Here is a 20,947-nt window from a genome sequence, read left to right on the forward strand (position 1 = left end):
ATTTCGGGCCAAAATCTAGAACAAAGCAATCAATCTGTCTAACAACTTGCTCTTGTAATTCCAATCGGATTTGCTTCTTAATGCCGGCATGACTCTGGACCAATTGCGGATCTTCGTCGCCGTCGCCGAACGGGCGCACATGACCAAAGCGGCCGAGTTGGTGGGCATCTCACAGTCGGCGGCATCCGCCGCGATCCGCTCGCTCGAGCAGCAGCATGGCGTCCAGTTGTTCAATCGCGTTGGCCGCAACATAGAGCTCGCCGAGACCGGGCGCCGGTTCCTGCCGGAGGCCAAGGCGGTTCTCGAGCGGGCGGCGGCCGCCCACAACGTGCTGGAGCATGTCTCGCAGACGATATCAGGCAGTCTCTCGATCGCTGCCAGCCAGACCATCGCCAGCTATTGGCTGCCGCGCCGGCTCGCCTCTTTCCACGAAGCCTATCCTGCCGTCAGGCTGAGCGTGAGCATTGGCAACACCAGGCAGGTCGAGACCAATGTGCTTGATGGCGCAGCGGATTTTGGCCTGGTCGAGGGGCGCACCGAATCCGACATATTGCGGCGTGCCAAGGTCGATATCGATCGCATGATACTGGTCGTGGCGCGCTCGCATTCCGAGATCGCCGAAGTTTCGCCTGGGCATCCGGACCTTGGGGGGCTTCGCTGGATCATTCGCGAAGGCGGGTCGGGCACGCGCGAGGCGCTGGAGGACCTTGCCCGACGCGACGGGATTTCGTTTGCGGACCTGCAGATATTCCTGGTGTTGCCGAGCAATGAGGCTATTCGCCAGGCAGTCGAGGCCGGCGCCGGCGCCACCATCATTTCGGAACTCGTCGTCGCGCGCGCGGTCGCCGAAGGCAGCCTGCGTTCCGTGCCGATCGATCTGCCGAAGCGCGAATTTGCCATGATCACGCATCGCGACCGGCAGCCAAGCCTGGCCCAGATGGCGCTCAAGGCGCATCTCGGCGGCAAAGCTGAGAGAGCCACGCCGCTTTAAGCCGATCAGCCGAACTTCCGCTGCGCGTCGAGCGCCAGCCCAAGCCCGACCGAGCCGAACACGTCGCCTTCGATTACCGACGCCTGCGGCACCAGAGCCAGGATCTGCTGCCTGGCCAGCGGGATCGCGGTCGATCCGCCGGTCAGGAACACCGCCGTGATATCGGAGGGCTTCACCTGCGCGTCGCGGACGGTCTGCTCGACGGTACCTGCAACGCGCTCAATATCCCGAGCGATAGTGGCTTCGAGACCTTCGCGCGTGATCTCTGCCGTGAACCTCACCTCCGGTAGCGCGACCTCGATACCGGCCGACGATCGGTGCGTCAGCTCGATCTTGGCCCTTTCGACCAGCGCCGCCAGAGCGTGGCCGTAACGATGCTCGACGATGTGGATGAAGCGTTCGACCAGGTCTGCGCGCTCCGCCTCGTAGCGGATCTGGCGCAGATGCGTCATCGCCCTTGCGGTGTAGACCAGGTTGATGCGCTGCCATGTAGCCAGGTCGATGAAGTAGCTCGCCGGCAGATTGCGCTTGCCGTCCTTGGTTGACGTCAGATAGCCGAGCTGCGGCATTACATGGGCGATGCTCAGCAGCCGGTCGAAGTCGGTGCCGCCGATGTGGATGCCGCGGCTGGCCAGGATATCGTCCTTGCGGTCGAGCGAGCGGGCGCGCTCGGGCGAGACCCGCACGATAGAGAAATCGGACGTGCCGCCGCCCATGTCGACGATCAGCGCCAGTTCCTCGCGCGTCACTTTCTGCTCGTAATCGAGTGCCGCCGCGATCGGCTCGAATTGGAAGGCGATATGCTTAAAGCCTTGGGCGCGAGCGGCATTTTCGAGTTCGTGCTCGGCCCCGGCGTCGGCCCCGGCGTCGTCGTCTACGAACTGTACCGGCCGTCCGAGCACGACGCTTTCGACGGTGTCGAGGGCGTTTTCTTCGAGCTTCTTTTTCAGGTGGCCGACAAATAGGCCGACAATTTCCATGAAGCCGATCGAGCGCGCCTTGATGCGCGTCTTTTCATGAGCGAGCGAGCTGCCGAGCACGCTCTTCAGCGAGCGCATCAGGCGGCCTTCGATACTGTCCGTATAGTTGGCGATGGCGCGTCGCCCGAAATAGGTGCGGTTGTCCTCGAAATTGAAAAACACCGCACTGGGCAGCGTGACCTGGCCGTCTTCCAACGGCACCAGCCGCGGCTGCCCGTTCCTGACCACGCTCACGGTGGAATTTGAAGTGCCGAAGTCGATCCCGGCAAATGCTGGTCGCATCGTGCGTTCCTGTATTTCTGATTTGGGGAGCAGCAGCTCGTGTCCGGTCGGGCCGGGGGTCGCGGTCTAGCCCATACCCTCGGAAAGGGAAACCACTTTTACGAGAGTTCAGTCTTTCCTGAAGACCAGTCTTCCGAGCCAGCCTGTCAGCATGGCCAGCGATACGGCAAAGACACCGTAGAGGAAGGAGTAGTCGTGCGCGACGCGGAAGATCGACTGTTCGAAACCGGACTTGCGGATTTCGAGCTGGGCGGAGCTTTCCTTGATGAACAGGCCGCTCTTGAACAGGAAGGCGCGGGCCTTGTGGGTGCCGACCGGAACGTTGGGAGCGAGCCTGACGGTGGCGCGGAACAGGTTCTGCGACAGGAACTGCACACCGCCGACATTCTCGCTGTAGAGGCCTGTTGCCGCCTTGCGCTCGCGCAGCGCGGCGGTGAACTCCTCGATTGTCGCCGGGCTGTCCTCGGCGTCGGCCGGCTGCAAATAGAGGTTGGAGGCGCCAAGCGACAGCTGCCTGTAGCTGTTCGGATCGGTGACGTCCTGCAGCGGCCGCGTCGTCGCCACCGAATAGGAGACAGGTACGTTTTCGAAGGTCTCCGACTCCAGATTGACCCAGACGCCGAGCACCCGGTCCTTGCGGCGCACGACGACCGGTCGGGCCGGGCCTTCCAGCACAACGATCACGTCGTAGCGCCCTTGCCGTGCGACAAGCGGATCGGCATTTTCCAGCGATCCGAAGATGGTCAGGTCGGCGCCGGAAAAGCCGGCGGTAATCGAGACATTGTCGGTGGAAAGGCCGATCTGGATGTTTTCGGTTAGTGGCGTCTGTGCCTTCGCCGGTGACGCCGCGGCCAGCAGCGACAGCAAGGCGGCGGCCGCGAGCGTCCTCAAGCCAGCCATCAGCTCAGGCCCACGCCGGACAGCGAATAGAGATTGGGAGGCGTGACGAAAAGATCGATGGCGAGCCGGATGGCGACCGCCAGCACAAGCAGCGCCAGCAGTGCCCTGAGTTGTTCGCCCCGCAGCCTCTGACCGGCCTTGGCGCCATATTGTGCGCCGGCGACGCCGCCTGCCATCAACAGGAAGGCGAGCATGACGTCGACCGTCTGGTTGGTGGTGGCGTGGACCAGCGTGGTGTAGGCCGAGGTGAAGATGATCTGGAACAGCGAGGTGCCGATGACGACGTTGGTCGGCACTTTCAAAAGGTAGATCAGGGCGGGCACCATGATGAAGCCGCCGCCGACTCCCATGATCGACGACAGGAAGCCAATCGCCGCGCCCAGCCCAAGCACCGGAATAACGCTGACAAAGAGCTTCGAGGCCCTGAACCGCATCTTCAGCGGCAGGCGGTGGATCCAGTTGTGCTGGCCGGATTTCTTCAACACCGGTGCGGCGCCGCTGCGGGTGGCGCGCAGTGCATTGACACTCTCGACCAGCATCAGCCCGCCGACAGTGCCGAGCAGCACGACGTAGAGCAGCGATATGAACAGGTCGAGCTGGCCGAGCCGGCGCAGGAGTGCAAAGACATAGATGCCGCCGGTCGAACCGACGATGCCGCCGGCCAAAAGCACGCCGCCGAGCTTGAAGTCGAGCGTGCCGCGCTTCATGTGCGACAGGGCGCCGGAAAAGGAGGAAGCGATGACCTGGTTGGCGCCGGTGGCGACCGCGATTGCCGGCGGTATGTTGTAGAAGATCAGCAGCGGCGTGATGAGAAAGCCGCCGCCCACGCCGAACATGCCCGACAGGAAACCCACCGCTGCGCCCATTGCCAGCAGCACGAAGACGTTGACGGAAATTTCCGCGATCGGGAGATAGATGCCCACCCGTCAGTCTCGATCAGTTTGCCTCCTGGCGAATGCAACCGTTGCGGGCATTTTGCGTCAGAAGGTTATCTCGTTCTTGCGCCGGCCGGGCGGTGAAGTCAAACTTCGTCGCGCTGCCGAAACAAAAAACAACTCAATCAGTTAACAGGCAAATCTGTGGCAGGGACGTCGCGGAAACGACGCATCCGCCGTTATTTGCGCGCGAGCAGCGCCTTGACCAGTTTTTCGTCGATCGCGCCGGTTGCCTTCATGTCGTTGTCGGCCTGGAAGGCCATGATCGCGTTCTTGGTTTTCTGGCCCATCATGCCGTCGGGATTGCCGGCTTCGTAGCCGTTCTTGTTGAGAATGCGCTGGATGTTCTGGACCGCTTTCTTCATGTCGATGCCGGCCGTCGTCTGCGGTGTGCCATCCTGCCACGATTCAGGAATGTCGGCCGAATTGGCGGCTGGATCGAGCGGCTTGGCCTTCCACAGTTCAGCCGCGGCCCGCGCACGCTCCAGCTGCTCGGGCCTCAGCGCCTTGGCGATCTCGTCGCGCTTGGCCGCCGCATCCTTGTCGCCGGTCTTGGCGACGAGCGCGAACCATTTGTAGCTCTCCTCGAGGTTCTGCTTCATGCCGACGCCCTTCGCCGCGAGGATGCCGAGATTGAACTGGCTGTCCTTGACACCGAGATCCGCCGCCGCCTGGAACCAGCGCGCTGCCGATTCATTGTCGGTCACGCCATCCGCCGCCATCGCAAACAGCACGGCCAGATTGTGCATGGCGCTGGCATTGCCCTGCTCTGCGGCAAGCTGGTACCAGGTCTTCGCTTTCTTGATGTCGCGTGCGACGCCGATGCCCTTCTCGTAGAAATTGCCGATGCGGTATTCTGCCGGTGCGAAACCGAGGTCGGCAGCTTTCTCATACCATTTGGCCGCCGCCGCCATGTCTTCCTTGACACCGCGCGACTCGGCGTAGCGCGAGCCGATCTCGAACAGCGCCTTGGCGTCGCCGCCGGCCGCTGCATCGCGCAGGGCGACCGGACCGGCATCGGCCGGAACGTCGATCTCGGCGCCTGCTGCCGCGGCAGCATCCGCTGGCGGCACCGTGCCCGTCGTGTCCTGCGTCGCAGCGGTGGTGATAACAGGCGCGGCAGCCATTGGCTCGGCGTAGCTGACCGTCGCCGCTGCAGGCGCGGGCACTGCGGCCGTGGTGTCTGGCGCCGCTAGGTCAGCGGATGCCGCGGCAGCCGAGGGCGCCGTCGATGCCTCGGTTGCCGCTGTGGCGGGGCCAGTTTGCGCCGCCGTGTCGTCCTTGGTCATCGATGCGGATGGTTCTGCCTGCCTGACGGTGGGCGACGGCGCGCTCTCCTGTGCTGTCGTCTGCGCGTCCGCCTTCGGCTCGCTGGCAACGCTGGCCAATGCAGTTTCCACCGGCTGTACGGCCACGGCCGGTGCCGCCTCATTGTTGGCGACTTCGACCGGGTCGGAGAAGAAGGCTTTGCCCAGTTGCAGGCCGGCAAGCGCCAGCATGATGGCGATTGCCCCCATCAGGATCGGCTTGCGCCGCGCCTTGAGCAGGTCGCCGATCCTGAGTGCCTTGACCGGGCCTTTCATCGTCGACTGGCGCTTGAGGGCGTCCGCCTCGGCGGCCGCCGCTTGCGCAGCCCGTCTGGCTGCCGCGATGAAGTCCGATTTCGCCGCCTCAGCGCCGCCTTCCCGGGACGGCTGCCCGCGCTCGTCGCGCACGCGCTTCATGATGGCGCTGAGGTCGGGTGCGCCGGAGCCGGGTTCCAGTGGCCGGTTGGCGAGCTTGGGGTCGAGGGGCTCGTCGAGATCGACGCTCGGTATCTCGGCGCTCGGCGCCGAGCCTGCAAGCGGCGGCATCTCGGCGTCCTTCTTGCCCTTCAAGGCGCGCGCCAGCCCGCCTAACATCGATTTCCTGCCGCCGCCTTGCTCGGTTTTTTCACGCGTCGTGTCTGAACCGAGAGCCGCCAGGGCGGCTGCGGCGGCGGCCTCAGCCGGCGTACGCGGACCTGGTTCGTCGCGCACGAGCGCCGCGGCGCGGCCGTCGAGATCGGCCATGCTGCCCGTCAACGGCAGCGGCTGGTCGAGGTCCATCGACGGTGCGTCCTGCACCGAGATCTTGGATGCCCGGCCGAAGCGCTTGCTCAACTCCGCGCTTGCCGGTTCGCCGGTCTCCAGTGAACCAAGCCTGTCAACGATCTTGAGCAGCGTATCGTGGATAGCCTCGAACGTCCTCGAATTGCGCTCGTCCGAACGGCGCGTCAGTGCCTCAAGCGTCTTCAGGTCCTGGGCGAGGCCGGTAACGGCCGCCGTGTTCGCGCTTGATCCGGCCAGCGAGCGGACGGCGCTCTCAGCCGCCTCGCGCGCCGCGCCGAGGATGGAATCGCGGGTTCCGGCCAGCGACTTCTCGATTTCGTTGAGGCGCGGGCTGATGTCGTCGAATTCCGGCAGCGGCGTGCCGGGCTTGGAAAGATGCGCCGTCAGGCCGGCGACCTGCGCTTCAAGGCTGCGGATCAACGCCGGGTCGATGCTGGCGACCTGTGCCGCGGACGAATCCAGCCGGCTTGAGATGTCTTCGAGCCGGCTCTCCAGGCCACGGATCGCCGCCTCGTTGGCAGGATCCGGAACGCGCGTCTCCATCCGCTTGGCCAGCGCGGTGAAGCGGGCGTCGATGGCATCCATGATGCCGGCGCTGTCGACCTGCGGCATGCGCTGGTCGAGCCTGTCGGCGACCTCGTCCAACCGGCGCTCAAGGTCGCGAAACAGCATGTTGCCTTGTTCGATGGCGTCGCCCTGGCGACGTTCCATCATGCTGGACAGCACGTCGAAGCGCTGCTCGAGCCCCTGGAAGATGTAGTCCGCGTCGGGCATGGCAGGTGCATGGTCGATCTTGTCGGCAATAAGCGCGACTTGCCTGGCAAGCCGCTCCATCGCCTGTTCCGGCAGATTGGCTCGGCCGGCCAGCTCATCCACACGGCTCGACAATGTGTTGAGACGGTCGATGACCTCCCGACCCGGACGATCCTGCGACACTTCTTCGATTTGCTGGGCCAGTGAATCGATCCGCTTCTCGATGCGTTCGAAGGGCTCGGGGTCGAACGAATTGGCTTGCGCGGCAACCGTCGAGGCGACGATCGCGCGGGAAATCTCGTCGAGCCGCTCGTCGATCTGACTGAATGTGTCGCCGCCGCGATTGTCCTGCTGGCGGGCGAAATGGTCGACCGCTCCGGCAAGCGTGCGGACCTTTTCCTCGAGCGAGCGCAGCGACAGCGATTCCGGCAGATTGCTGACGGCATTGCTGATCTGTTCGAGCCGCTCCGTCAGCGCCGACAGGCCGGGTGCATCGGAACGCTTGCGCTGATCGGCCTCGACGCGGTCCTCGAAGGCGTTCCAGCGGCGGTCGAAATCGTCCCAGCGGCGTCCGACCGCCTGCACGCTCTCCTCGCGCGCCAGCGTATCGAGCGCGGCCTTGACCTGCTCAAGCTCGAGCCGCAGCATATTGACGCTTCTGTCGTCGCTTTTTTCGGCCAGTGTCTGGATGGCGCCGGAAAGGCGCTCGAACTCGACGCCGAGTTCGGCGCTGCCCTTGCCGCCACCATTTGACTGGAAGGCTCGCTCAATATTCTTGCGCAGTACATCGAACTCGCGTTGCAGGCCGGAGGTCATCTGCTGGCGCAGCTCTTCGCGCAGGCCGCGCAATTCCCCGGCGATCTTGCCGGCTAGGGCGACGCCGTCCTCCTGACCGCGCACCCGGTCGATATCGCGGGCGATCGCCTGGTAATTCTGGTCGAAAGCCGCTGCTGGACCTTTCGGCCGCTGCGCGCGTGGATCCTCATACCGGCGCTGCTGGCCATAGGGTTGGGCGCTGGAATAGCGCGGTTCTGCCGCTGATCGGCGCGGATCGGGGTGGCTTGCCGTCTCCTCGCGCGTCCGCTCTAGTCGCTGCTCCAGCGTTTCCAGGGAGCGGTTGAGCTCTTCAAGCGTCGTGTGCGGCCGGCGTTGCCTGCCGGCGTTGAGTGTATCGAGGTAGGACCGCTTGCTGTTCATCAATGCGCCCGTTTCAGAATTGCTGGCTTTCACCAGGTTCCCAAAGTCCTGCCGGGACGAAGGCGACTGCTTGGCTTGTTGCAGTGGAAGACGAGCTTCCCGGGTCTCATCCGCGCTCCGAAAAACCGTGAAAAATTCAATACAGGATAGACACGGGTAACCGACATGCGCACATTTCGCCCCAACGTGGTAAACAACGCGTTAACCAAGCTTAAGAAGTTGCAACTTTGTCGACTGGTCGCCGACCGCGCCGCCTGTCTTTTTGGACGTACAAAGGACGCTGTAGAATTTTGATCTGCCGCATGATCGCCTCCGAAATCGGCCGCGGCCTTTGGGTTATCCGCCGGCGCTGCGGCATAAAGTTCCAAGCCCAGAACGCTCTTGCGTGGTGAGGCGGCTATCGATATAGAATTGACGTAAACGTAAATGAGCGCATTACGCCGTTTGCGATTTGTTTGTTGAAACCACGAGTGGAAGCACGCCCCCGCTTTCACTCAGGCGACGCAAGGTCCGCGACCGCGACGCCGCCAGACGGGGAAGCCAGTGACCATGAAACTTATTTCGCCCGGCCAAGCCGCGGCCAACACCAACGATATGTCGAGCGAAGCCGGTGAAGAGCTTGTCCGCATCGGCGAAATGGCCAAGAAATACGGAGTGACGCTGCGTACGCTGCGTTTCTATGAGGACAAGGGTCTACTCAACCCGCAGCGTGACGGATCGACCCGTCTCTATACGCGCCGCGACAGGGCCCGGCTGAAGCTGATCCTGCTTGGCCGCAAGGTCGGGTTCTCGCTGCGCGACGTCAAGCAGATGATGGACCTCTACGATCCGAACGGCTCCAACACCAAGCAGTTGCGGCTGGCGCTCGACAAGTCGGAGAAGCAGCTTGCCCGTCTGCAGAAGCAGCGGGCGCTGATCGACGACGCCATCAGCGAACTGAGTGCTTCGATGTCGACCGTCCGGCAAATGCTGATCGAGCGCTCGGCGCCGCAGGCCAGCGTGGCGAGCTAAACTAACCTGTCGATTTCCGACGAATGAGAACCGCGTGGCTTTCGCTGCGCGGTTCTTCGTCGTTTGCCGTCTTTCGTCGTTTGCCGTCTTTCGTCGTTTGCCGTCTTTCGTCGTTTGCCGTCTTGGCGCGCGGCAGAAAATTTGCCGCACCGCAGAATTGACGTTTACGCAAACGTCAATATTTGTTATCTCGACCGTAACGTTGGTCCGCCTGCCATCCTCATATGCTGGGGCTGATTTCGGGGCCAAGACCGCATGGTGGAGGAAACGCATGCCGATCTACAGAGCGCCGGTCCGGGACACGCTGTTCGTGCTGAACGAAGTGCTGGGATATCAGCGTTATTCCAATCTTCCCGGATTTTCCGACGCGACGTCGGATGTGCTCGAGGCCATCCTTGCCGAGGGCGCGAAGCTCGCCGAAAACGTGATGCAGCCGCTGAACCGTGTCGGCGACGTGGAAGGCTGCGTGCACAATGACGACGGTTCGGTAACGACGCCGAAAGGCTTCAAGGAAGCCTTCGACCAGTATCGCGAGGGCGGCTGGATGGGGCTCGCGGCACCTGTCGAGTTTGGCGGGCAAGGCTTGCCCTACGCGGTGCACACTGCGGTTGCCGAATATATGGTGTCGGCCAATATGTCGCTGATGATGTATGCCGGCCTGACGCAGGGCGCGATCGCTGCGATCATCACCCATGGCACCAAAGAGCAGAAGGCAACATGGTTGCCGAAGCTGGTCGAGGGCGCCTGGACCGGCACCATGAACCTGACCGAGCCGCACTGCGGAACCGATCTTGGCCTGCTGCGCACCAAGGCCGTCCCAAATGGCGACGGCACCTACAGGATCTCCGGCCAGAAGATATTCATCTCGGCCGGCGAGCATGACATGTCGGACAATATCGTCCACCTCGTGCTGGCCCGTATCGAGGGCGCGCCGGATGGCGTGAAGGGCATCTCGCTGTTCATCGTGCCGAAGCTCAAGCTCGATGCCTCAGGCAATCCGGGCGAGAAGAACACCGTCTCCTGTGGCTCGATCGAGGAGAAGATGGGTATCCATGGCAATTCGACCTGCGTCATGAATTACGACGACGCTGAAGGCACGCTGCTCGGCGAGGCCAATGGCGGCCTGAAAGCAATGTTCACCATGATGAATGAGGCGCGGCTTGGCGTCGGCCTGCAGGGGCTCTCACTGTCGGAGGTTGCCTACCAGAATGCGGTTTCCTACGCCAAGGATCGTCTGCAGGGCCGCTCGCTGTCAGGGCCGATGGCGCCGGACAGGAAGGCCGATCCGATCATCGTCCATCCGGACATCCGCCGCAGCCTGATGACCATGAAGGCTTTCAACGAGGCCGGCCGCGCGCTGGCGCTGTGGACGGCGATCAAGTCCGACATCGCTCACCGCTCCAGTGACGACAAGGATCGCCAGGCGGCCGACGACTACACCGGCCTGATGACGCCGGTGGTCAAGGGCGTGCTCACCGACAAGGGTTTCGATCATGCGGTAATGGCGCAGCAGGTGTTCGGCGGCCACGGCTATATAGAAGAGCACGGCATGAGCCAGTTCGTCCGCGATGCTCGCATCGCCATGATCTATGAGGGTGCCAACGGCATCCAGGCGCTCGACCTCGTCGGCCGCAAGTTGGCCTTGAATGGCGGTCGCGCGATCCAGGCTTTCTTTAAGGAAGTCGGCGAGTTCTGCGAGGAAAACCGCACCGACGAAAAGATTGCGCCCTTCACCAAGGCGCTGAAGAAGGGCCTCAACGATCTGCAGGCGGCGACGATGTGGCTGGTGCAGAACGGCATGGCCAAGCCCGACAATGCCGGTGCCGCCTCGACCGACTACATGCATCTCTTCGGCCTGGTGGCGCTGGGCTATATGTGGGCCCAGATGGCCAAGGTGGCCGCAGCGAAATTGACGAATGGCGCCGACGGCGCTTCGTCTTTCTACGACAACAAGCTGGTGACGGCGCGCTTCTTCATAGAGCGGATCATGCCGGAGACGTCGGCGCATCTTGCCCGCATCTCCAGCGGTGCCGACACATTGATGGCACTGCCGGCGGAAGCGTTCTAGGTTCGGCGTTCCCCTCCCCCTCGAGGGGAGGGTGGCCCGAAGGACCGGGAGGGGTCCTGCGTGCAGTGCGCCGACCTCCATTCTGGTGCATGCCTTGGGAGGAGAACGATCGCAATGCCGTGGCACGTAGCGCAGGTTGTAAAAGATAAGGTCGAGCACGTCATCGGCGACCCCACCCGGCCGCTTCGCGGCCACCCTCCCCTCGAGGGGGAGGGGAACGTCGGCGCGAGGGAGAAAGCATGACCAACCCCGCCGAAATCCTTGGCCTTCCCAAGCCCGCCTGGGCGGCGGACGAGGTCGGCATGCTTTACGACATGGCGCACCGCTTCATGTCTGAAGAGATCGCGCCGCGTTACGACGAGTTCGAGAAGAACGAGATGGTCGACCGCGAAAGCTGGCTGAAGGCGGGTGCTGCCGGCCTGCTCTGCGCCTCGATGCCGGAGGAATATGGCGGATCGGGCGGCACCTTCGCGCATGAGAGCGCCATCATCGAGGCGATCGGCCATGTCGGCGTCGACGGGTTCGGCATTGGCCTGCACAATTCGATCGTTGCCCCCTATATCCTCCACTACGGCTCGGAGGAGCAGAAGAAGAAGTGGCTGCCGAGGCTGGCGAGCGGCGAGCTGATCGGCGCCATCGCCATGACCGAGCCGGGTGCGGGCTCCGACCTTCAAGGCGTCAAGACGCGCGCCGAAAAGGACGGCAACCGGTACAAGCTCAACGGCTCGAAGACCTTTATCACCAACGGCCAGCTCGCCAATTTCATCATCGTCGTTACCAAGACCGATCCTGAGAAGGGCGCCAAGGGCATCTCGCTGATCGTCGTCGAGACTGACGAGGTGGAGGGTTTCGAGCGCGGCCGCAACCTCGACAAGATCGGCCTCAAGGCCAACGACACGTCGGAACTGTTCTTCAACGACGTGCGTGTGCCGACCTCGAACCTGCTCGGCAACGACGAAGGCCAGGGCTTCGTCCAGTTGATGCAACAATTGCCGCAGGAGCGGCTGCAGATCGGCACCACTGCTATCGCCATGGTCGAGCGGGCCCTGGCGCTTACCATCGACTACGTCAAGGAGCGCAAGGCCTTCGGCAAGGCCATCATCGAATTCCAGAACACCCAGTTCAAGCTTGCCGAATTGAAGACCGAGGCGACCATCGGCCGCGTCTTCTATAATGACTGCGTTGCCCGCCACATTAACGGTGGCCTCGACCCGGTGACGGCTTCGATGGCCAAATACTGGCTGTCAGACCTGCAAGGAAAAGTCGTCGACGAATGCCTTCAATTGCATGGCGGCTATGGCTACATGAATGAATATCCGATAGCGCGCATGTTCCGCGACGCCCGCGTCCAGCGCATCTACGGCGGCACCAACGAGATCATGAAATTGCTGATCGGGCGCTCGCTCTGAGCGAGTTTCAGCAAACCCAAGGAGCAGGAAAATGGCCGAAGCTTATGTCTATGATGCGGTGCGCACGCCGCGCGGCAGGGGCAAGAAGGATGGCTCGCTGCACGAAGTGCCGGCGGTGCGGCTCGGCGCCAAGGTGCTCGAGGCCATCCGCGACCGCAACGGACTGGACACCGCCGCTGTTGACGACATCATCTTCGGTTGTGTCGATCCGGTTGGCGAGGCGGGTGCGGTCATTCCACGTGCCGCTGCTTTCGAGGCCGGCTACGACACCAAGGCGCCTGGCATGCAGATATCGCGCTTCTGCGCCTCGGGCCTCGACGCCATCAATTTCGGCGCCGCCAAAATCGCGCAAGGCGCCGACGAGATCGTCATTGCCGGTGGCGTCGAATCGATGTCGCGCGTCGGCATGGGCGCCTCCGGCGGCGCCTGGTTCATGGACCCGTCGGTCGGCCTGCCGGGCTGGTTCGTGCCGCAAGGCATATCCGCCGACCTGATTGCCACCAAATACGGCTTTTCGCGCGACGATGTCGATGCCTACGCGGTCGAAAGCCAGAAGCGTGCCGCCAAGGCGTGGGGCGAGGGCCGCTTCAAGAATTCGGTGATCTCGGTCAAGGACCAGAACGGCCTGACCATCCTCGACCACGACGAACATATGCGGCCTTCGACCGACATGCAGTCACTGGCCGCTCTCAACCCGTCCTTCGTCATGCCCGGCGAAATGGGCGGCTTCGATGCCGTCGCCGTGCAGAAGCATCCGGAGGTGGAAGAGGTCAACCACGTCCACCATGCCGGCAATTCGTCCGGCATCGTCGACGGCGCGGCGGCCGTGCTGCTCGGCTCGAAAAAGGCGGGAAAGACGCTCGGTCTCAAGCCGCGCGCGCGCATCCGCGCCTTCGCCAACATCGGCTCGGAACCGGTGCTGATGCTGACCGGCCCGGTCGACGTCACCGAGAAGCTGTTGAAGCGGGCGAAGATGAAGCTGTCGGACATCGACCTGTTCGAGCTCAACGAGGCATTCGCTTCGGTGGTGCTGCGCTACATGCAGGCTTTCGACATTCCCCATGACCGGATCAACGTCAATGGCGGCGCCATCGCCATGGGCCATCCGCTCGGCGCCACCGGTGCGATGATCTTCGGTACGGTGCTGGACGAATTGGAACGCCGCGACCTCAACACCGCGCTGGTAACGCTTTGCATCGGCGCCGGCATGGGCACCGCGACGATCATCGAACGCGTCTGACGGAGAAAGATGATGAGCTACACCAATTTCACCGTCGACATCGACGCCGACGGCATCGCGCTGGTTACCTGGGACATGCCGGACCGTTCGATGAACGTCTTCACCGAGGAGGTGATGCTCGAGCTGAACGCTATCGTCGACAAAGTGGCGAACGATGCAGCGATCAAGGGCGCGGTGATCACCTCCGGCAAGGATACGTTCTCGGGCGGCGCCGACATCACCATGCTGCAGAAGATGCTGGCGACCTTCGCCGCCGACAAGGCCAAGGACCCTGAGAAGGCGACCAAGGCGCTGTTCGATAATGCGGGCACTATGAACGGACTGTTCCGTAAGCTGGAAACCTCGGGCAAGCCGTGGGTTTCGGCGATCAACGGCACCTGCATGGGCGGCGCGTTCGAATTGTCGCTCGCCTGCCATGGCCGTGTCGCGGCCGATTCCGACAAGGTGAGGATGGCGCTTCCCGAGGTGAAGATCGGCATTTTTCCAGGCGCCGGCGGCACCCAGCGCGTGCCGCGGCTGACCGACCAGCAGCAGGCGCTGCAAATGCTGACCTCCGGCCAGACGCTGTCGCCTCAGAAGGCCAAGTCGATGGGCTTGATCCATGAGATTGCCGAGCCGCAGAAGCTGGTCGAAACTGCCAAGGCGATGATCAAGAACGGCTTGAAACCGGTGGCGCCATGGGATGAAAAGGGCTTCAAGCTGCCCGGCGCCCCGGTCTATTCGGTGGCCGGTGCCAATCTGTGGCCGCCGGCCATCGCCATTCTGCGCCGCGAGACCTATGGCAATTATCCCGCCGCTGCCGCCATCCTGAAATGCGTCTACGAGGGCCTGCTGGTGCCGTTCGACACCGCCTTGCGGATCGAGCAACGCTATTTCACCGAGATCATGCAGACCAGGGAAGCGGCAGCGATGATCCGTTCGCTGTTCGTGTCGCTGCAGGAACTGAACAAGGGCGCGCGCCGCCCGGCCGGAGTGCCGGAAACGAAGTTCAAGAAGATCGGCGTACTCGGCGCCGGCTTCATGGGCGCCGGTATCGCCTATGTGACGGCCAAGGCCGGCATTCCGGTGGTGCTGCTCGACCGCGACATGGAATCCGCGGCCAAGGGCAAGGCGCATTCCGACAACCTGATCTCGGATCAGGTAAAGAAGGGCCGTGCCAAGCCACAGGACAAGGACCAGTTGCTATCGCTGATCACGCCGACGGCCGACTATGCGGATCTCGCCGGCTGCGATCTTGTGGTCGAGGCGGTATTCGAGGATTCGGCCGTAAAGAAGGCTGCCACCGAACAGGCCGAGGCTGTACTCAAGCCGTCGGCGATCTTCGCCTCGAATACGTCGACCATACCGATTACATCGCTGGCCAGGAATTCGGCGCGGCCGAAGAATTTCATCGGCATCCATTTCTTCTCGCCGGTCGACAAGATGATGCTGGTCGAGATCATCCTCGGCAAGAAGACCGGCGACAAGGCGCTGGCAACCGCTATCGACTTTGTCCGTGCCATCAAGAAAACGCCGATTGTCGTCAACGATACGCGCGGTTTCTATGTTAATCGCTGCGTGCTGCGCTACATGTCGGAGGCCTACAAGATGCTGATCGAAGGTGTTCCGGCGCCAATGATCGAGAACGCGGCCAAGGCCGCCGGCATGCCGGTCGGTCCTTTGGCGTTGACCGACGAGACGGCGATCGACCTTGCCCAGAAGATCATGAAGCAGACCATGCGCGACCTCGGCGACAAGGCGGTCGATCCGAAGCAGATGGCGCTGATCAACACGATGGTCGACACGCATGGTCGCTTGGGCCGTAAGAACAGCAAGGGCTTCTATGACTATCCGGCAAAACCGGCCAAAAAGAAGCTGTGGCCAGGCCTCAGGGATCTCTACCCGCAGCTGGCGCCGGAGCAGGTCGACTATGAGGAACTGAAGCAGCGGCTGCTGGTCACCATCGCGCTTGAGGCGGTACGGGTGATGGAAGAGGGCATCGTTACCGACCCACGCGAGGCCGATGTCGGCTCGATCCTGGCCTTCGGCTTCGCGCCTTATACAGGCGGTGCACTATCCTACATCGACGGCATCGGCGCGAAGAAATTCGTCAAACTCGCCAAGCGCCTGCAGAAGAAATACGGCACCGAGTTCAAGGCGCCGAAGCTGCTGCTCGATATGGCGGAGAAGGGCGAGACCTTCTACGAGCGCTTCGATCCCTATACCAGGGACGAGGCCAAGGAGGCAGCGTGACGCCGTCTTCGGCGGTGGACAAGATGGCGGCCAAGGGGTAGAACAGGGAAGGTATTTTTTCCTGTTTCGAAGGAAGAGCAAGGTGCTCTCGCACGACCGCGTTTGGGCCGCCATCGACGCTCTTGCCGAGCGTTATTCGCTTTCGGCCTCCGGACTGGCCAGGCGCGCTGGCCTCGACTCGACCGCCTTCAACAAATCGAAGCGGCTGTCCTCAGATGGACGGCCGCGATGGCCGTCGACCGAATCGCTGGCCAAGATCATCGAGGCGACCGGCGCCTCGCTGGATGAATTTGCGGGGCTGGTCGAGGGTCGGGGTAATTCCGGCGCACTGCCCGTGCAGAGATCGTCGGTGCCGCTGCTCGGCTTCGCCCAGGCGGGCGCCGGTGGCTTCTTCGACGACGCCGGGTTTCCGGCGGGGCAGGGATGGGACCTGATCGAGCTTCCGGCACGGGCAACCGAAACCTCCTATGCCTTGAAGGTCCAGGGCGATTCCATGCTGCCGCTCTACCGCAATGGCGATGTCCTGATCGTCGAACCGGGGGCTACCATACGAAAGGGTGATCGCGTCGTCGTCAAGACCAATGCCGGCGAGGTGATGGCCAAGGTGCTCGACCGCCAGACACCGAGGTCGATCGCGCTGGTCTCCCTCAATCCCGATCACCCTGACCGCGACATCCCCATGCGCGATGTCGAATGGGTGGCGCGGATTGTCTGGGCAAGCCAGTAGGCGCGGGGCCGGTGCGTCTGCCTCACCTTGCCTTGGCTGTTCTGGCGATCCCGGCGATGGCCACGGCAATTGTCGCCGGCGGCCGCGCCGTCCAGAGCGAAAGCGGCGGCCCTTGGGAGCAAATCCAGGTCGGCCCTGAACCGCACCCCGCCGCGCCGGCTACGTCGGCCATCCCGAAACCAGTGCCGGCCAAGCAGGCGGCGCATTCGAGGGCAATCGATCCAGAAATCGTGGTGCCGCCGCAGCTCGGTTCCAACGAGCTTGAACGGATAGAGCCGCGCGCCCCGTTGAGCGATCTGGCATTGGCCGGACCGCCCAAGCCGCCAAAAACGAAAATGCCCGACGACTGGAAAGGCACGAAACTATTCCAGCCCGTCGCGTCGGCCGCCGGGGTCATCGAAGCAAAGGGCTATTCGATTGCGGTTTCCGGTATCGACATCGTCAAGCAGGAGGAGACTTGCACCGACGGCGGCGAGTCCTGGAATTGCGGCATCCGGGCCCGAACGGCCTTCCGCGCCTTTCTCCGCAGTCGTGCGGTGGTCTGTGCCGTGCCGCCCGAAGGCGGTCGTGATCTGATCGCCGCCGAGTGCCGGATCGGCAATCAGGATATCGGCCAATGGCTGGTCGAAAATGGCTGGGCGCGCGCCGCCAAGGGCGGCCCTTACGTGGAAGCCGGCGAGAAGGCGCGTGCAGCAAAAAAAGGCGTCTTCGGGCCGGCGCCGAGCGTTTCAGGCCTGCCGCCGCTCCCGGCTGCGTCGCGATCCGCGCCTGTAGCGCCTAGCTCGATCCTGCAGGAGCAAGACGGCGTCCTCATGCCGCCAGCTGACCAGCCAGCGCCCGCTGAATGAGCTCGCGCGTTTCGGCGATGCCGTAGAGCGCGGCGAAGGAGCCGAAGCGCGGCCCGCGTTCCTGACCTATCAGCACCTGATAGATCATCTGGAAGAAGGCGACGGAGACTCCGGGTCCGCCCTCCGGGCTCTGCTTGGAATGATCCTGGTACCGCTCGATCTTGCGCGCAACATTGAGGGCAGCGTTCTGGATCGCCTCGCTGTCGGCATCGGCCGGCAGCGCGGCGAGCGCTTCCGAAAGCTTGGTCAGCGCCTCGCGCTCGACCGCGTCGGCAGCACGGTACACTTTGGCCGGCTTCACGAAATCGTCGAAATAGCGGATGGCATATTCGGCCAGCCGGTCGAGCTCGGGATGGGTCGTCGGCGTCACACCCGGCGCGTGGCGCGAAATGAAACCCCACAGCACGCTCCTGTTTTGGGCATTCGAAGCGCTGACCAGGTTGAGCAGCAGCGAGAACGGAACCGGCAGGTCGACTGCCGGGGGATTGCCGTCATGCATGTGCCAGACCGGATTGCCCAGCCGCTCCTTCCAGTCCTGCCGCTGATAGGCAGAGAGGAACGTGTAATATTCGTCTACCGCCTTCGGGATGACGTCGAAATAAAGCTTCTTCGCGGTTCGCGGGCGCTGGAACATATAAAGGCTAAGGCTCTCGGTTGGCGCGTAAGTCAGCCACTCGTCGATGGTCAGCCCATTGCCCTTCGACTTCGAGATCTTCTGGCCGTGCTCGTCGAGGAACAGCTCATAATTGAAGCCCTCCGGCGCCGGAGCATCAAGCGCGCGGCAAATCTGACCGGCGAGCTTGACGGAATCGATCAGATCCTTGCCGGACATCTCGTAGTCGACGCCGAGTGCTGCCCAGCGCATCGCCCAATCAGGCTTCCATTGCAGCTTGGCATGGCCGCCGGTCACCGGCGTCTCGAAGCGCTCGCCGGTGTCCGGGTCGCGCCACACGATGGTGCCGGCGTCGAGCTTGCGCTCGTCGATCGCGACTTGCATGACGATGCCGGTCTTGGGATGGATCGGCAGGAAGGGCGAATAGCTCAGCGCCCGCTCCTCGCGCAGCGACGGCAGCATAATTGCCATCACCTTATCGAAGCGCTCGAGCATCTTGAGCAGCGTCGCGTCGAAGCGGCCGGAAGTATAATAGTCGGTCGAGGAAGCGAATTCGTAATCGAAGCCGAAACGGTCGAGGAAAGCGCGCAGCCGTGCGTTATTGGCGGCGCCGAAGGACGGATACTCATTGGAGAACGGGTCCGGTATCCTGGTCAGCGGCTTGCCGAGATAGGCGCGCAGCATGTCCTTGTTAGGCACATTGTCCGGCACCTTGCGCAATCCGTCCATGTCGTCGGAGAAGCACAGCAGCCGCGTCTTGACCTTGTCTTCGGTCAGCACGCGGAAGGCGTGGCGCACCATAGATGTGCGCGCCACCTCGCCGAACGTGCCGATGTGCGGCAGGCCGGACGGGCCGTAGCCGGTCTCGAACAGCACCGTTTCCGGGTAGCCGCTGCTCGCGTAGCGGGCGACGATCTTTTTCGCTTCCTCGAATGGCCACGCCTTGCTTTCGGCGGCGGCGGCGAGGACTTCCGGGCTGAGATCGATCGGCTGTTGTTCGGCCATGATGCTATTCCTGCAACTTTGCCAGCATCCATGCCGGCAGCCGCATGCTCTAGACCATGATCCCGAAAAGTGGAACCCGGTTTTCGGGCAGGACCGTGATCAGGCAAGAAGATTAAGAGCCCCCGTCCCGATAGTCAGGATGGATCAAGTTCCAACGCGTGACCGGAGCGCCAACGATCGCGGCTGTTTTTCCTTGCGGCGCCGGTCCCTCGTTCCTAACTTCGGGACCATCTCAAGGAGTTGTAAATGCCATTGTCGCCACACGAAGCCATGATCTACCTGATGGTCATCACCTCGGCGTCAGACCGCGACATGACCGACGTCGAACTAGCGCGGATCGGCGACGTCGTTCGATCCTGGCCGGTGTTTGAGGATTTCAACCAGGAGCGGCTGGTCGAGGTCGCCCAGGCCTGCCAGAAAATGCTGCAGGAAAAGGACGGGCTGGAGGGCGTCCTGGCGCGCGTCGCCGAGGCGCTGCCCGAACGCCTGCGTGACACCGCCTATGCGGCCGCCTTCGAGGTCGCAGCCGTCGATCTCGAGATGCGCCTGGAGGAGGTGCGCGTCCTGCAGCTCGTCCGCCGGGAACTCGACCTCGATGCGCTGACGGTCGCCGCCATTGCGCGAGCCGCCAAGGCCCGCCTTCGCACGCTGACCTGAGCCGGCGGCCAAGCTCAGAAAAAACTGACGGGAAAATAGCGCAGATAGAACTCGGCGAACGTGCCTTTCACCGAGATTTCCTGCAGCGCGTAGTCGAAAGCGGCGGCCAGTGCCGGATCGTCGGCCCTGGTGGCGATTGCCATGCCTGAGCCGAGATATTCGGGCGCCAGATAGGGGCCGCCGGCAAAGCGGCAGCAGCCCGCTGCATCCGAACCGCCGAGCCAGAAGGCGAAACGCATGCCGTCGCCGAAGGCGGCGTCGATCTTGCCGGCTTTCAGCTCGCCATAAAGCTCCTCCGGCTTTGCGAAGGGGACGATTTGGACGTCGCCGAAATAATCGCGCAGCATCCGCTCGTGCGCGGAGCCGGCGATCACGCCGACACGCTTGCTGCGCAGCTTGTCGAACATTGGTTCGGTCAGCGCCTGTGTCTTCAGCATGATGAAGCGTGCCGGAAATTGCAGGTAGGAGCGTGAAAATGCGTATTTCGACCGCGACTCCGGCGTCGCGGCGATGCCGGCAATGATCGCTTCGCCCTCGCCTTTCCCGAGCGCACCTTCGAGCTCGGCCCAGGGCAGCGCCTGGATCTGGCATTTTTCGGCAATGCCGAGCTCGGCGCAGATGGCGCGCGCCAGGTCGACATGGAAGCCCGACAGCCGGCCTGCCCCATCGAGGAAATTGAACGGCGGGAAATCCGTGGTGGTCAGGAATCGCAGCCGCGGCAGCATAGAAAGGTCCGGCTTTGGCAGCCGCTCCTTGGCGTCCCAAAACACCGGCACCTGCGGCTCCGCGGCGAGCGCAGCAGCCGCAAGCGATTGCGCTCCGATCAATATCGAGATCAATGAAATGGATATGCGCCGAAATGCCACGCGACGACTCCGTCCGGTCTTGCCCCGGCTTTCGTACGAAATAACACAGGTTTTTGTACGAAAAAAACACAGGTACAACGGTTTTTGGTTTCATCATTGCAATTTAGGGATATTGTTTAGTGAGTTTGCAAGTGACTGCGTGA

The 20,947-nt window shown here is 63.0% G+C and carries 15 protein-coding genes; 9 read left to right on the top strand and 6 right to left on the bottom strand.

Going from position 1 to position 20,947, the window contains the following annotated elements; genetic code table 11:
• Window positions 1-88 precede the first annotated feature (88 nt).
• Complete coding sequence (locus NKH23_RS17815; RefSeq protein WP_352715731.1) at window positions 89-991, top strand: LysR substrate-binding domain-containing protein; 903 nt, start codon at window positions 89-91, stop codon at window positions 989-991.
• A 5-nt stretch (window positions 992-996) separates the two neighbouring features.
• On the opposite strand, the gene NKH23_RS17820 is transcribed toward NKH23_RS17815, so the two are convergent.
• The 4 genes from NKH23_RS17820 to NKH23_RS17835 all read right to left on the bottom strand — a co-directional run bounded on the left by NKH23_RS17820 (window position 997) and on the right by NKH23_RS17835 (window position 8,128).
• Window positions 997-2,253, bottom strand: a complete 1,257-nt coding sequence (locus tag NKH23_RS17820; protein ID WP_352715728.1) for an Hsp70 family protein — start codon at window positions 2,251-2,253, stop codon at window positions 997-999.
• A gap of 108 nt (window positions 2,254-2,361) precedes the next feature.
• Complete coding sequence (locus NKH23_RS17825) at window positions 2,362-3,153, bottom strand: TIGR02186 family protein (protein WP_352715726.1); 792 nt, start codon at window positions 3,151-3,153, stop codon at window positions 2,362-2,364.
• Window positions 3,153-4,076 carry a sulfite exporter TauE/SafE family protein gene (locus NKH23_RS17830; RefSeq protein WP_352715723.1) on the bottom strand — a complete coding sequence of 308 codons (924 nt, stop codon included), beginning with the start codon at window positions 4,074-4,076 and terminating at the stop codon, window positions 3,153-3,155. Before NKH23_RS17830 ends, NKH23_RS17825 begins: the two co-directional genes overlap by 1 nt.
• A gap of 191 nt (window positions 4,077-4,267) precedes the next feature.
• The gene (locus tag NKH23_RS17835) at window positions 4,268-8,128 is read right to left on the bottom strand and encodes a peptidoglycan-binding protein (RefSeq protein ID WP_353035112.1); all 3,861 of its coding nucleotides are present in this window, start codon (window positions 8,126-8,128) and stop codon (window positions 4,268-4,270) included.
• A gap of 549 nt (window positions 8,129-8,677) precedes the next feature.
• Between NKH23_RS17835 and NKH23_RS17840 the strand changes: the two genes are divergently transcribed.
• The 7 genes from NKH23_RS17840 (at window position 8,678) to NKH23_RS17870 (ending at window position 17,663) form a co-directional block, all read left to right on the top strand.
• On the top strand, window positions 8,678-9,139 hold the full coding sequence (locus NKH23_RS17840; RefSeq protein ID WP_023719513.1) for a MerR family transcriptional regulator: 462 nt from the start codon (window positions 8,678-8,680) through the stop codon (window positions 9,137-9,139).
• Window positions 9,140-9,410: 271 nt separating this feature from the next.
• Window positions 9,411-11,207, top strand: a complete 1,797-nt coding sequence (locus tag NKH23_RS17845) for an acyl-CoA dehydrogenase (protein ID WP_352715717.1) — start codon at window positions 9,411-9,413, stop codon at window positions 11,205-11,207.
• Between the two features lie 239 nt (window positions 11,208-11,446).
• On the top strand, window positions 11,447-12,616 hold the full coding sequence (locus NKH23_RS17850) for an acyl-CoA dehydrogenase family protein (RefSeq protein ID WP_352715714.1): 1,170 nt from the start codon (window positions 11,447-11,449) through the stop codon (window positions 12,614-12,616).
• 31 nt (window positions 12,617-12,647) lie between these two features.
• The gene (locus tag NKH23_RS17855; protein ID WP_352715712.1) at window positions 12,648-13,856 is read left to right on the top strand and encodes an acetyl-CoA C-acetyltransferase; all 1,209 of its coding nucleotides are present in this window, start codon (window positions 12,648-12,650) and stop codon (window positions 13,854-13,856) included.
• A gap of 12 nt (window positions 13,857-13,868) precedes the next feature.
• Entirely contained in the window at window positions 13,869-16,088 is a 2,220-nt protein-coding gene (locus NKH23_RS17860) for a 3-hydroxyacyl-CoA dehydrogenase NAD-binding domain-containing protein (RefSeq protein ID WP_352914289.1), read from the top strand.
• 82 nt (window positions 16,089-16,170) lie between these two features.
• Window positions 16,171-16,815, top strand: coding sequence for a S24 family peptidase (locus tag NKH23_RS17865; RefSeq protein ID WP_023677336.1), 645 nt, complete (start codon window positions 16,171-16,173; stop codon window positions 16,813-16,815).
• Window positions 16,816-16,826: 11 nt separating this feature from the next.
• Complete coding sequence (locus tag NKH23_RS17870) at window positions 16,827-17,663, top strand: thermonuclease family protein (protein ID WP_352715707.1); 837 nt, start codon at window positions 16,827-16,829, stop codon at window positions 17,661-17,663.
• Here NKH23_RS17870 and NKH23_RS17875 read toward each other — a convergent pair.
• Window positions 17,626-19,281, bottom strand: coding sequence for a lysine--tRNA ligase (locus tag NKH23_RS17875; RefSeq protein WP_352715706.1), 1,656 nt, complete (start codon window positions 19,279-19,281; stop codon window positions 17,626-17,628). The genes NKH23_RS17870 and NKH23_RS17875 overlap by 38 nt on opposite strands.
• Window positions 19,282-19,527: 246 nt before the next feature.
• Here NKH23_RS17875 and NKH23_RS17880 point away from each other — a divergent pair, with 246 nt between their 5' ends.
• The gene (locus NKH23_RS17880; RefSeq protein WP_292659499.1) at window positions 19,528-19,938 is read left to right on the top strand and encodes a tellurite resistance TerB family protein; all 411 of its coding nucleotides are present in this window, start codon (window positions 19,528-19,530) and stop codon (window positions 19,936-19,938) included.
• A 14-nt stretch (window positions 19,939-19,952) separates the two neighbouring features.
• On the opposite strand, the gene NKH23_RS17885 is transcribed toward NKH23_RS17880, so the two are convergent.
• Complete coding sequence (locus tag NKH23_RS17885; RefSeq protein WP_352914284.1) at window positions 19,953-20,804, bottom strand: ABC transporter substrate-binding protein; 852 nt, start codon at window positions 20,802-20,804, stop codon at window positions 19,953-19,955.
• Window positions 20,805-20,947 lie beyond the last annotated feature (143 nt).

Origin of the sequence: Mesorhizobium sp. M1328 (assembly GCF_040318075.1) — a bacterium.
Lineage (GTDB): Bacteria > Pseudomonadota > Alphaproteobacteria > Rhizobiales > Rhizobiaceae > Mesorhizobium.

What these genes read in the sequence shown, in the direction of transcription:
- NKH23_RS17815 (WP_352715731.1), top strand. Translation starts at nt 89, where the DNA reads ATGACTCTGGACCAATTGCGGATCTTCGTCGCCGTCGCCGAACGGGCG.
- NKH23_RS17820 (WP_352715728.1), bottom strand. Translation starts at nt 2,253, where the DNA reads ATGCGACCAGCATTTGCCGGGATCGACTTCGGCACTTCAAATTCCACC.
- NKH23_RS17825 (WP_352715726.1), bottom strand. Translation starts at nt 3,153, where the DNA reads ATGGCTGGCTTGAGGACGCTCGCGGCCGCCGCCTTGCTGTCGCTGCTG.
- NKH23_RS17835 (WP_353035112.1), bottom strand. Translation starts at nt 8,128, where the DNA reads ATGAACAGCAAGCGGTCCTACCTCGATACACTCAACGCCGGCAGGCAA.
- NKH23_RS17840 (WP_023719513.1), top strand. Translation starts at nt 8,678, where the DNA reads ATGAAACTTATTTCGCCCGGCCAAGCCGCGGCCAACACCAACGATATG.
- NKH23_RS17845 (WP_352715717.1), top strand. Translation starts at nt 9,411, where the DNA reads ATGCCGATCTACAGAGCGCCGGTCCGGGACACGCTGTTCGTGCTGAAC.
- NKH23_RS17850 (WP_352715714.1), top strand. Translation starts at nt 11,447, where the DNA reads ATGACCAACCCCGCCGAAATCCTTGGCCTTCCCAAGCCCGCCTGGGCG.
- NKH23_RS17855 (WP_352715712.1), top strand. Translation starts at nt 12,648, where the DNA reads ATGGCCGAAGCTTATGTCTATGATGCGGTGCGCACGCCGCGCGGCAGG.
- NKH23_RS17860 (WP_352914289.1), top strand. Translation starts at nt 13,869, where the DNA reads ATGAGCTACACCAATTTCACCGTCGACATCGACGCCGACGGCATCGCG.
- NKH23_RS17875 (WP_352715706.1), bottom strand. Translation starts at nt 19,281, where the DNA reads ATGGCCGAACAACAGCCGATCGATCTCAGCCCGGAAGTCCTCGCCGCC.
- NKH23_RS17880 (WP_292659499.1), top strand. Translation starts at nt 19,528, where the DNA reads ATGCCATTGTCGCCACACGAAGCCATGATCTACCTGATGGTCATCACC.